Annotated in this window: 6 protein-coding genes; 5 read left to right on the top strand and 1 reads right to left on the bottom strand. The window is 35.1% G+C overall.

Annotation, left to right across the window (positions count from 1 at the left end):
• Positions 1 to 196 precede the first annotated feature (196 nt).
• Both recJ and BMX42_RS14135 read left to right on the top strand, forming a co-directional pair.
• Entirely contained in the window at positions 197 to 1,885 is a 1,689-nt protein-coding gene (gene recJ / locus BMX42_RS14140) for a single-stranded-DNA-specific exonuclease RecJ (protein ID WP_091316013.1), read from the top strand.
• A 69-nt stretch (positions 1,886 to 1,954) separates the two neighbouring features.
• On the top strand, positions 1,955 to 3,196 hold the full coding sequence (locus BMX42_RS14135; protein ID WP_091316009.1) for an MFS transporter: 1,242 nt from the start codon (positions 1,955 to 1,957) through the stop codon (positions 3,194 to 3,196).
• Between the two features lie 133 nt (positions 3,197 to 3,329).
• Here the strand turns inward: BMX42_RS14135 and BMX42_RS14130 are convergent, their stop codons facing one another.
• Positions 3,330 to 4,082: a UDP-2,3-diacylglucosamine diphosphatase gene (locus BMX42_RS14130; RefSeq protein ID WP_091316006.1), complete on the bottom strand. Its 753-nt coding sequence runs from the start codon at positions 4,080 to 4,082 to the stop codon at positions 3,330 to 3,332.
• Positions 4,083 to 4,227: 145 nt separating this feature from the next.
• On the opposite strand from BMX42_RS14130, the gene BMX42_RS14125 reads away from it, so the two are divergent.
• The 3 genes from BMX42_RS14125 to BMX42_RS14115 form a co-directional block, all read left to right on the top strand.
• Entirely contained in the window at positions 4,228 to 10,641 is a 6,414-nt protein-coding gene (locus tag BMX42_RS14125) for a fibronectin type III domain-containing protein (RefSeq protein ID WP_091316003.1), read from the top strand.
• 66 nt (positions 10,642 to 10,707) lie between these two features.
• The gene (locus tag BMX42_RS14120) at positions 10,708 to 11,628 is read left to right on the top strand and encodes a PorP/SprF family type IX secretion system membrane protein (protein ID WP_091310950.1); all 921 of its coding nucleotides are present in this window, start codon (positions 10,708 to 10,710) and stop codon (positions 11,626 to 11,628) included.
• Positions 11,629 to 11,652: 24 nt separating this feature from the next.
• Positions 11,653 to 13,442, top strand: a 1,790-nt coding sequence (locus tag BMX42_RS14115) for an OmpA family protein (protein ID WP_091310947.1), incomplete at its 3' end; no start/stop codon positions are given.

Genomic DNA, 13,442 nt, shown 5'->3' with positions numbered 1-13,442 from the left:
AGTTTTCTTGCTTTATGGATGTTGTAATTTTGTCGTAGACAAAATTTATATGCGCTTTTTAAAGTTATAAATTAGCACATGTAAGTTATTTGGTAAATAAATAAACTTATATGACTTATATGTTTAATTTTTATAAATTTGTAAATAATACTATTCGCCAAAATCATAAATCGTAACTCGTAAATCTCAAATTATTATGCGTTGGACCATCAAATCAAAGCCAGAAAAAGAAAAAGTACAAGCCTTACAAAACGCCCTTCAAGTAGACGAAACTATCGCTACTTTATTAGTTCAAAGGGGAATTGAAACCTACGAACAAGCCAAAACATTTTTCAGACCCACTTTAGAAGACTTACACAATCCGTATCTCATGAAAGATATGGACAAAGCTGTAATTTGTATCGAAAAAGCCATTGCTAATAACGAAAATATTTTAGTTTTTGGCGATTACGATGTCGACGGAACAACTGCCGTTTCCTTAGTTTCAAGCTATTTGCGAAGTTATTATCCAAATGTTGCAACCTATATTCCAGATCGATATAACGAAGGTTACGGAATTTCGTATATGGGAATCGATTATGCGGAAGACAATGATGTGTCGCTAATTATCGCACTCGATTGCGGCATAAAATCTATCGACCACGTGAATTATGCGAAAGAAAAAAACATCGATTTTATCATTTGCGACCATCATCGACCTGGCGAATTTTTACCAGATGCGATTGCCGTTTTAGATCCAAAACGCGCTGATTGTAGTTATCCTTATGATGAACTATGTGGTTGTGGTGTCGGATTTAAATTGATTCAGGCTCTAGCCGAAAACAGAAATCAAACCATTGAAGATTTACTTCCTTATTTAGATTTAGTTGCCACAGCAATTGCTGCCGATATTGTTCCAATGACTGGAGAAAATCGTGTGCTGGCGAAATTTGGTTTGGAAGTCATAAATACTAATCCGCGACCAGGAATTAAAGCTTTAATTCAGAATGTGAAAAAAAAAGTCTTAACGATTACCGATGTCGTTTTCATCGTCGCACCCAGAATTAACGCGGCGGGAAGAGTGAAACACGGTAATGAAGCGGTAGCACTTTTAACCGAATATAATTTAGAACAAGCCGAACAATTTGCTTCTGAAATTGAAGGTTATAATTCGGATCGAAAAGATTTAGACAAGCAAATTACCAAACAAGCCTTGCTACAAATTGAAGAAAATAACGAAACCGAACGCTTTTCAACTGTTGTGTATCAAGAAAGTTGGCACAAAGGTGTCATCGGAATTGTAGCGTCTCGATTAGTAGAAAATTATTATCGTCCAACCGTCGTTTTTACGAAAAGTGGAGATAAACTGGCAGCTTCGGCACGTTCGGTAAAAGATTTTGATGTGTATAATGCCTTGGAAGCTTGCGCAGAACATTTGGAGCAATTTGGCGGACATATGTATGCAGCCGGAATGACCTTAAAAGAAGAAAACTATCTGAATTTTAAAAACGCTTTCGAAAATGAAGTCAAAAACACCATTCATCCCGATTTATTAATTCCTGAAATTTCAGTGGATTTTGAAATGGATTTTTCGGATATCGATGAAAAATTTATGCGCATTCTAAAACAATTCGAACCTTTCGGACCAGAAAATATGACACCTGTTTTTATGTCGAAAAATGTTGTCGATTCAGGTTATGCGAAAACATTAGGAAACGATGAAGAACATTTGAAAGTCTTCGTAAAACAAAATGGCTCACCAAATTTCAATGGAATAGGTTTCGGATTAGGAAAGAAAATTACCATAGTAAAAAACAGAAATCCTTTCGAAGCCGTTTATGTAGTAGAAGAAAACGAATGGAATGGAAACGTGAGTTTGCAACTGCAATTAAGAGATATAAGATAATGTTAGCTAAATCATAAAATTAGTATAAAATAAAAAAATCTTTGCGACCTTTGCGGTTCATAAAAAACTATGACAAAAAAAGATCCCTTTTCGTCCTTAAAAATCCCAGAATTTCGTTGGTTTATCCTGATGCGATTAGCTATAGTATTAGCTTGGTCGATGCAATTTGTATTGATTGAATGGGAAGTGTACAGCATTACAAAAAACCCGTGGTCACTCGGATTAATTGGTTTAATGGAAGTGATTCCAGCGATAACAATGGCGTTATTTGCCGGACATATTGTAGATCAATCCGAGAAAAGAACCATGTTGGTCAAATGTTTTTTAGGAACGTTAACCATTAGTATTTTGTTGTGTTTTTTGGTTCATCCAGAAACCGTTTCAACTATCGGAAAGCAACCTTTTTTATATGCGATTTACGCCTTGGTATTTTTAGGTGGAATCATTCGTTCGTTTATTATTCCTTCTATTTTTAGTTTGTTGGGATTAATTGTTCCGAAATCGCAATTCACAAATGCCGCGACATGGAGTAGTTCTTCTTGGCAAGTTTCAGCCGTTATTGGTCCAGCTTTAGCAGGGTTTTTAATCGGTGGAATTGGTGTTTTCAACTCGATGATTTTCGTGACAATTTCGATTGTTTTAGGGATTATTGTGTTGTTGCAAATCAGTAAAAAACCCATCTTAAATAAAAAAATTGGCGAACCCGTTTCCGAAAGTTTGAAGGCCGGACTCCGATTTGTGTTTCAAAATAAAATTATTTTAAACGCACTTTCATTAGATATGTTTGCGGTTTTATTCGGTGGAGCAGTGGCGTTATTGCCTATTTTCGCACAAGATATTCTAAAAGTCGGTTCAGAAGGTTTCGGGATTTTACGAGCCGCACCAGCCATTGGTGGATTATTAACCATGTTGGCTTCTACGATGTTTTCCATCGAAAAAAATACCGGAAAAAAATTATTACTAGCCGTTTTTGGATTTGGAATTTGTATCATCGTTTTTGGATTATCAGAGAATTTCTGGATTTCAGTGGTGGCTTTATTCTTAAGCGGTGTTACCGATGGTTTTTCTGTCGTAATCCGTTCTACGATTTTACAAATTTATACACCAGACGACATGCGCGGTCGAGTTTCTTCGGTAAACTCCATTTTCGTAGGTTCATCTAATGAATTAGGCGCTTTCGAAAGTGGCTTAACTTCCAAATTATTTGGCGTAGTAAATGCCGTTGTCTTTGGTGGAATAATGACCATTTTGGTTGTAGGAACCACAGCTGTTGCTTCACCAAAATTCAGAGATTTAGAAATAGAAAAGTAAGTTTTTGGGCGTTACCACAAGGGTCGGGCTGTACGCTATATCTTTTAAATTTGCCTTGCTTTATGGCAATCAAATTAAAAAGGATACCGCTTCCATCCCTAACGCAAATTCGCGTTTCAGAATAAAATTGTTTTTAATACTTTTTCAATTCAAACTTCTCGCCATCAAAAGCACCATACGTAAAATAGCCAATCCAATCACCTAAATTGATGTATTTTGATTGTTCGTTTAATTGAATTTCCATAGGTAAATGGCGGTGTCCGAAAACAAAAAAATCATAATGTTTGGTTTCTAATTTGCGTTTGCAATATTGTACCAGCCATTCGTTGTCTTCGCCTAAAAATTTCACATCTTCAGAACCTGAAATCAATTTGTTTTTAACTGATAAATATTGCGCTAATCGTACACCAACATCAGGATGTAGCCAGCGGAACAACCATTTTGAAAACGGATTGGTAAATACTTTTTTCATGCGTTTGTAACCCATGTCGCCAGGGCCTTTTCCGTCACCATGACCAATTAAAAAAGTTTTTCCGTTAAAAGTAAATTCTTTGTTATCGTGATAAACGGGAATGTTTAGTTCTTTTTCAAAATAATCTCCCATCCATAAATCGTGGTTTCCAACAAAAAAATAAATAGGAATCCCTGAATCTTTTATTTCGGCTAATTTTCCTAAAACTCGGACAAATCCTTTAGGTACAACCGTTTTGTATTCGAACCAAAAATCGAACAAATCGCCAAGTAAAAAAATAGCTTCTGCATCTTGTTTGACTTCATCTAACCATTGCACAAATTTTTGCTCTCTAGGAAAGCTAATTTCTGGGGTTGGAGCTCCTAAATGTTGGTCTGAAGCGAAGTAAATTTTTTTTGTACTCAAAACGTTGATTTTTTTACAAATTTAAAGAAAATATTTTAGTTAAATAAAGCTTTTTATCGATGAAACATGCATTTTGCCGATATATATGCAATATATCACAATAATTCATACTTTTGTTAAGTTAAAGATATTAATTAATCACTACTAAACTATAATGAAAAAACTATTACTACTATTGTTTATGTTCGCTGGTTTAAATGTTTTCGGTCAAACTGAAAATTTTGAAGGAGCAACATTTCCGCCTACTACGCCCGCTAACTGGGCAACTTTTGAAACCGGTACAGGTTCAGGTCAGAGTTGGGGAGAAACCAGTTTAGCCGCATTCACTTACGGCGGTGTTGGTAAATCTGCATTACTTAATAGAGAAAATGTTACAGATGGAACATTTGCTATTGACTGGATGGTTACCAATTTGATTACAGTTCCTGCAAATGGACAATTGCGTTTTTTTACAAAAACGGTTCAAAGTGGGAATCAGGGAAGTTTATTTGATATAAAAATTTCAACTACTTCTCAAACTAACCCTGCAAGTTTTACCAATCTTGTTTCTTGGGATGAATCTTCATTAACTACAACTGCCAACGTTTATGAGGAAAAAGTTGTTGACTTAGCAGCATCTTACCCTGCAGGTACACAAATTTATATTGCCTTTGTTATGACAAATGACAATGGTGACAGATGGCTAATTGATAATATGAATGTTGTACAAAAATGTAATGCTCCAATTGGGCCATTAGCTACAGCAAATGAATCTACTTCAACAGCAAATTTAAGTTGGGGAACGCCTCCTGGAATTACACAATGGGAACTTGAGGTTATTCCTTTTGCAGATCCTTTTTTAGGAAATGTTACTCACAATGCAACTACTAATGTTAACTTTTTAGCTACGGGATTATTAGCAAATACTTTATATAAGTTCCAAGTTCGTTCAGTTTGTACTGGAGGTTTTGAAAGTGATTGGTTCGGACCAAGAAGTTTTCAAACAGCATCTTTTGGAGATACTTGTGCGGGTCCAATTGTAGTTGGAGGTCTTGTAGGTCCTACATTTGTACCTGGATTATTACCTTATGTGACAATGGATAATACGGCTAATTATTTAGATACAAATGACATTACACAACCAATAACTTGTAGTGGATCGGCAACTAATTACATGCAAGGTAATGATGTGTTTTATTCATTTACACCAACATTTACAGGTAACGTTGCTATAATGTTATCGCCAACTAATGCTAATTCAAGTATACATGTTTACAGTGCATGTCCAGGATCTCCTGGTGCAACTTGTTTAGCTGGAGTTGCGAACGGAAATTCTCTTCCAAGAAATATCAACCCATTTCCAGTTGTTGCTGGAACTACTTATTATATAATTATATCTTCAAGTTCGGGAACAGTTGGATATACTTTAACTATTCAACAAGCTTTTTGTAACCAACCAACTGCTTTAACGGCTACAAATATTACTACTACATCTGCAGATTTGTCATGGACAGATGTTCCAGGTACTACATCATGGCAAGTAGCATTAGCACCAGCGCCTTTTGGTTTACCAACAGGACCTGGAGTAACCACTACAAATCCATATTTAGCTACCAGTTTGATACCAGGTGTTGTTTATCAATATTATGTAAGATCAGATTGTAATAATGGTAATTTTAGTATTTGGTCTGGACCATTTACATTTACATTACCTCAAGTTGCTACTGCATTAAACTTTACAGATGGTTTTGAAACATTAACGGGTTGGACATTAACTAATAATAATACACAACCAAATGTTTGGGCTGTTGGTACTGGTATTAATAATGGTGGAACACATGCACTATATGTTACTGATACCAACGGGACAACAAATACATATAATACTACAGCTGGATCTACAGCTCATGCTTATAAAGATTTTATAATTCCGGCTGGAGCTACTCAATTGGATTTTACTTTTGATTGGCGTTCAAATGGAGAAGCTGTTAATGATTATTTAAGAGTTTGGACTGTTCCAACTTCTACAGTGATTACTGCTGGAACTCAAATTCCAATACTTCCAGCTGCTCCAAACAAAATCAAGGTCGGTAATGATTTAGTTTCAAATTCAAATTTTACAACTCAAAACTATACTTTAAATGCGACACCTTATGCGGGTGGAACTATGCGTGTAGTTTTTGAATGGAAAAATAATACAACACTTGGAAATCAACCTCCAGCTGCAATTGATAATGTAAAATTAGATTTAATTACTTGTCCTAAACCGGATAACTTAGTATTTTCTAATATTATATATAATGCTGCTCAGCTAACATGGACTAATGGTGCAACAGAATCTCAATGGGAAGTATTGGTATTACCTGCTGGTTCACCAGCTCCGACCGCTGGTTCAGTAGGAACAATAACAAATTTTGCAAGTCCATATCAAATTACTGGGTTAACTTCGGTAACTTGTTATGATGTTTATGTAAGAGCAAGATGTTCAGCAACTGAATTTAGTTTCTGGTCTGTAAAAGGAAGTTTCTGTACAACACCAAACTATTGTGCGGGAGATCATTTTTATGACAATGGAGGAGCAACAGGAAATTATACGAATAGTCAAAATATAGTTTCAACAGTTTGTCCTACTAACCCTGGAGATATTGTAACTGTCGTATTTAACAGTTTTGATGTTGCGGCTGGGGATAGTTTAGTTATTAGAGATGGTGGTTTAGTTACTTCACCAGTTATTGGAACTTATACAGGTACAAATTTACCACCTTCATTTTCAGCTACATCAGCAAGTGGATGTTTAACATTTGTATTTACATCAAACGCTTCAGTAGTGAGTGCAGGATGGGATGCTACAATTTATTGTACCCCACCAATTACATGTCCGAAACCAACTTCTGTAATAGTATCTAACATTACAGCATCAAGTATTGATTTATCTTGGACAGAATCTGGAACGGCAACAGGTTGGCAAGTATTAGTATTGCCTGCAGGTTCAAATGTTCCTGTGTTTACTGCTACAGGAAGTAGTTTTTCAACAACAACAATTACATTCCCTGGTTTACTTCCTTCAACGGCTTATACAGTTTATGTAAGAGCTATTTGTTCTAGTTCAGACAAAAGTTTCTGGACAGATGGAATTAATTTTTCAACTACTCCAATAAATGATAATTGTATAAATGCGATACAAGCTGTTGTTAATACAGATTTAGAATGTACTAATCCAAATTATGTTGACTTAAAAGGAGCTACACCAAGTATTACTACTGGAAGTTGTAATGCAAATGCAAATGACACATGGTATAAATTTACTGCAACAAGTACAACACATACTGTTCAAATGGAAGGTCCAACTGGATTGATGGGTTCTATTGATATGGCTCTATATTCAGGATCTTGTTCAAGTTTAACTTTGATTCAATGTGGAACAACTGCAACTGTGCAAGGACCAACTGTTGTAGGTAATGCAATCGAAGGTCATGTTGCAAATGGATTAACGATTGGGCAAACATATTACATAAGATTAATTACTAACGCTTCAACAGCAACATCAAATCCTTTTAAATTGTGTATTGGTTCTGTATCGTGTTCAGGAGCTGATCCATTATGTGCAGGAGTTACTTATACTAATTCTACTGATGTTATTAATTTTGGTAATTATCAGTGTTTAGGAACTTCACCTAATGTGAAATTCTTTTTCATTCAAGCAGGTGTTACGGGAACATATACTTGTAATATTTCGCAAACTTCAGGAGATGTTGATTATGCACTTTGGGGGCCTTATGCTACGAAACAAATTGGTTGTAATGATGTACCAAATCAAACACCTGTAAGATGTAGTTTTTCTGCTGCTGCAGTAGAGAATTTTACTTTACCTGTAATTGCTGGTGAGTTTTATATATTGATGGTTACAAATTACGCGAATGATCCTGGTACTATCTCTATTGTAACAAATCAACCTATTCCGACATGTTATAATGCTGATTTTCATTATTCAGCACCAACATATTGTAAGGATGAAAGTCCTGCTTCACCAATTTTTGTAAGTGGTGGTTCGGCAGGAACATTTACATCTTCACCAGCTGGATTGTCAATTAATCCATCGACTGGGGTAATAAATTTTGCAGCGAGTACAGGTGGTACATATGTTGTAACAAATACTGTTATTCCAAATAATTTACCTCCTTACACTAATGATCCTATTGAACATAGTGTTTTAGTTACGGTAACACAACCTGCAGATGCTACTATAACATATGCTAATAATGCTATATTTTGTAATTCAGACGCTAATACATACCCAGTTATTGTAACAGGAAATTCTGGACCAAATCCTTATTTCAGCGCTACACCTACAGGTTTACAATATGCATTAGATCCAATTTCTGGAAATTTAAACCCAAGTTTAGCACAACCAGGTATTTATACTGTTACAATGACAATTCCTGCAAATGGAGGATGTGATTTGTATACAACTACTAAAACAGTAGAAATATTAGTTTCGCCAGTATTACCATATAAACAAGATGTAAATGCTTGTAATAGTTACATATTACCTGCTTTAACAGTTGGGAATTATTTTACAACAACTGGTGGTGTTGGACCTTTAAATGCAGGTGATGTTATTACTACAAATCAAACGATTTATGTGTATGCTTCAAATGGTATTTGTTCTTCTGAAGTTTTATTCAAAGTAAACATTATTTCAATTCCTACACCAACGTTTGATTATTTAACGCAACCAACTTGTGCTATACAAACAGGTTCAATTAATATTACTGCTCCAGTTGCAGTAGGAGGTACTGTTCCAACAAATTTATTTATATCTGAAGTTACTGATGCTAGTACTGGAATTTTAACTTATGTTGAGTTGTTTAATGGTACAGGAGCTCCAATTAACCTTTCTGGATATAGATTAAAAATGTATACAACAGGTGGCGGTTTACCATATTCGTTACCATGTGACAATGCTCTGTCTGGAACAATTGCAAATAATTCAACATTCGTTATCAAAATAAATAATGCTGCAAATATTCCAGGCGTTACTCCTAATTTAACTTTGAATACTTGTACTCAAGGTGTTAATGAAAATGACAATATTAAATTAACTACATCTGCTAATGTTGTTGTTGATAATTGGGGAGCTACAAATGGAAGTACTTTTACTCCTTCTGGACAATCAGGTTATACTTACAGAAGATTAGCAAGTGCAACATCACTTCCTAGTGCAACATGGAATCCTGCAGATTGGAGTACTACTGATCCTGAAAATTATTCGAATTTAGGTCAATACATACTTAATGCATCAAGTTATGAGTACAGTGTAGACAACGGTCCATATCAAACAAATACTACATTTACTGGATTAACTCCTGGAAGTCATAGTTTTATTGTTCATGATTTAATAAACAATTGTTATTCTGCACCAATTTCATTTACAATGAATGCAGTACCATATACAACTGCAGTTACTGACTTTACTTATACAACTCCGGTTTGTATTACATCTACAACTAATCCAACTCCTGCTTTAGCAGCTGGATTTACTTCAGGTGGTACTTTTAGTTATGTAGGAACAGGTTTAGATTTAAATGCAACAACAGGAATAATTACTCTTGCAACAAGTACTGCTGGAACATATGTGGTAACTTATACTTACCCTGAAGATTTAGCAAATTGTATTCATACAAACTCAAGTAATTTCACAATTACAATCGATCCATTTGTAACGGCTACATTTACACAAATTGCAAATATTTGTCAAAATGCAACTGCTCCTACATTATTAGCAACTTCAAATAATAACATTACGGGTATTTGGAGTCCAGCAACTATTAATACAAGTACTGCTGGTATGACAACATATACATTTACGCCTAATCCTGGACAATGTGGAGTTGGTACTACGATGAATATTACTATTGATCCAATAATTGTTCCAACATTTCCTGCGATTGCAAGTATTTGTTTAAATGGTACTGCTCCAGCATTACTAACAACATCAATCAATGGTATTACAGGAGTTTGGAATCCATCGGCTATTAATACAGCTAGTGTTGGTACTTCAACGTATCAGTTTACACCGGATGCAGGACAATGTTCTCAAGTTGTTACTATTTCTGTAACAATTAATCCTAGTACGACACCTAGTTTTACACCAGTAGAAACTTTATGTGTTGGAGATGCTAATGTTACATTACCAACAACTTCAAACAATTCAATTGAAGGAAGTTGGTCTCCAGCTGTAGTTAATACATCTATAGATGGTAGTATAGTTTACACCTTTACACCTGATCCTTCAGAATGTGCTTCTATAACAACAATGACTGTTAAAGTTGAGTTATGCGACATCCAAAAAGGTATTTCACCGAATGGAGATAATAAGAATGATTATCTAAAGTTAGTTGCTAATAAGGTTGAGATTTTCAACAGATATGGTAAGGAAGTTTATAGTAAAACGAATTACAATAACGATTGGCATGGTCAGTTTATGGGCGGAGGCGAGATGCCAGACGGAACATACTACTATGTTATTGAGTTAGCATCTGGAGATATGAGAACGGGTTGGATTTACATTAATAGAGAGCAAAAATAAGAAAGAGAATAATTCTACTCTTTTATCAAGGCGGTAAAAGAGTAGTTTTTATTAAACAACATCAATATGAGAAAAATATATTTAGGTTTATTGTTGAGCATTGGATTCTTTTCAGAAGTATCTGCGCAGCAAGATCCACATTATACACAATACATGTATAATATGAGTGTAATGAATCCTGCATATGCTGGTAGTAAAGAAAGCTTATCATTAGGGCTTTTACACAGAAAACAATGGATAGAATTAGAGGATGCACCCACAACAAGTACTTTTTTCGGACATAGTCCAGTAGGAAAGAATGTAGGTTTAGGATTGTCTGTAATTTCAGATAAGATTGGACCAGTTGAAGAAAACAATATTTACGGTGATTTCTCTTACACTTTAAAATTAGGAGGCGAGCACAAGTTAGCCTTAGGGATAAAAGCCGGATTAACTTTGCATAATGTTGATTTTCAAACAAAAATTGCAAGTACATTACCAGATCCTGGGGATGATGCTTTTTTATCAAATATTAGCAATAGTTATTTTAATTTTGGTTCAGGAGCTTTTTATTATACTAATAAATACTATTTTGGATTATCAGTTCCTAATATGTTAAAAGCTAGCCATTTAGATTATAAAGGTAGATCATACGGTAATGAAACTAGCCACTACTTTTTCACAGGAGGTTATGTGTTTGACATCAGTCAGAACATAAAATTCAAACCATTTTTTATGGCAAAATCATCGTTTGAAGCGCCAGCTTCTTGGGATGTTTCAACAAACTTTATGTTTTATGATAAATTCGAAATTGGCGCAACTTATAGGTTAGATGACAGTTTTGGAGCTATGGTAAATTATGCCATCACACCATCATTAAAAATTGGTTACGCATACGATCATATCGTTTCAGATTTAAAAGTAACTACACCATCATCTCACGAGGTAATCTTGTTGTTTGATGTTAACTTTAGTAAAAAAGTATCACGTTCACCACGTTATTTTTAATCTATCCAACCAAGAAAAATACATATGAAAAATATATATATACTAGCAGGTGCGTTATTTCTTTCAACAGGATTGATGGCACAAAATAAAGACACTAAAGAAGCGGACAAATTATACGACAGATTGGAGTATGTAGATGCAGCTAAGGCTTATTCGAAATTAGTTGAGAAAGGCAAAGCCGATGGATACATATACAAACAATTAGGAGATAGTTACTTCAATGTTTTTAATACAAAAGAAGCGGTAACGTGGTATGCAAAAGCTGTAGAAACACAACAAGATGCAGAAACACACTTTAGATATGCTCAAATGCTAAAAGCAGAAGGGAACACTAAAGCAGCCGATGCACAAATGGAGCAATTTGCAAAAATGCAACCAAACGATGCTAGAGCGAAAGCGTTTAAAAACAATCCGAACTATTTAGCACAATTAAAAAATCAGAGTAAGCAATACGAGGCTGTGAAATCAGATGTAAGTAGTGATAAAGCTGATTTTGGAGCGGTTTTAACGAATAATAACGAAGTGTTTTTTGCCAGTGCTAGAAACACAGCAAGAAGAGAAAGTGGTATGGACGACCAACCGTATTTAGATTTATACAAAGCAACAAGAAACGCAGACGGAACATTAAGTCAAGCTACAGAAGTTACAGAACTAAATACAAAATGGCATGACGGACCAGCAGCTATCACCTCAGATGGAACAGCAATGTACTACGGAAGCGAAAGTTTTAACGAAAGTGAATTCCAAAAGGACAAAGCAAAAAAGTTAAAATTCGGTCAAATTTATTTGTATAAAGCAACAAAAGCAGAAGGAGATAAATGGGGGAATTCAAAACCATTACCATTTAACAGCAAAGAGTATTCAGTAAGAAACCCAAGTATCAGCAAAGACGGAAAAACATTATATTTTTCTTCTGATATGCCAGGTGGATTAGGAGGAGAAGATATTTGGAAAGTAAGCGTGGATGGTGATACATATGGAACACCAGAAAACTTAGGAGCAAATGTAAACACAGAAGCAAACGAGAGTTTTCCATCGATCCAAGATGATAACATTTTATTCTTCTCATCAAACGGAAGACAAGGTTTTGGTGGATACGATACGTTCAAATACAACACCAATACAAACGAAAAAGCGAGCAATCTTGGTGCGCCAGTTAACTCACAAAAAGATGATTTCGCGTTTTCATATAACTTACAAAAGAATGTAGGTTACTTCTCAAGTAACAGAGATGGAAATGATGATATTTTCCAAGCTAACGCGGTTTGTGGAGTAGATGGAACAGTTGTTGTAAAAGATGCTGAATCAGGAAAATTACTTTCTGGAGCAAGTGTTACTTTAGTAAACAACAAAGGAATCGAAAAAGGAAACCAAGTTTCAAACGAAATGGGAGAAACGAAGTTCGGTATGGATTGTGAGCAAGTTTATAATTTCAATGCTTCAAGATCTGGATATGAAAACGGAACGGCTTCAATGGAGAAATCTCAAAACGGACCAAAAACGATTGTGGTTAGTTTAACACCAATCAAACCAATCATTACAGAAAGAGAAGTTATTTTACAAGCTATTTACTTTGAATACGACAAATCTAACATCACGGCTCAAGGTGCAGAAGAGTTAGATAAATTGGTAAGAGTAATGAACGAACATCCAAACATGGTTATCGATGCGAAATCGCATACGGATAGTCGTGGATCAGATAACTATAACTTAAGATTATCGGACAGAAGAGCAAAATCTACGGTTCAATACATCATTTCAAAAGGAATTGCTAAAAACAGAATTACAGGAAGCGGAATGGGAGAAACGCAACC

Origin of the sequence: Flavobacterium terrigena (genome assembly GCF_900108955.1) — a bacterium.
In the GTDB taxonomy this organism is placed as follows: Bacteria; Bacteroidota; Bacteroidia; order Flavobacteriales; family Flavobacteriaceae; genus Flavobacterium; species Flavobacterium terrigena.
The sequence above is the reverse complement of the archived record's forward strand: the minus strand, read 5'-3'. Positions and strand labels throughout refer to the sequence as shown.

Coding starts and splice junctions, on each gene's coding strand:
- recJ (WP_091316013.1), top strand. CDS start 197: ATGCGTTGGACCATCAAATCAAAGCCAGAAAAAGAAAAAGTACAAGCC.
- BMX42_RS14135 (WP_091316009.1), top strand. CDS start 1,955: ATGACAAAAAAAGATCCCTTTTCGTCCTTAAAAATCCCAGAATTTCGT.
- BMX42_RS14125 (WP_091316003.1), top strand. CDS start 4,228: ATGAAAAAACTATTACTACTATTGTTTATGTTCGCTGGTTTAAATGTT.
- BMX42_RS14120 (WP_091310950.1), top strand. CDS start 10,708: ATGAGAAAAATATATTTAGGTTTATTGTTGAGCATTGGATTCTTTTCA.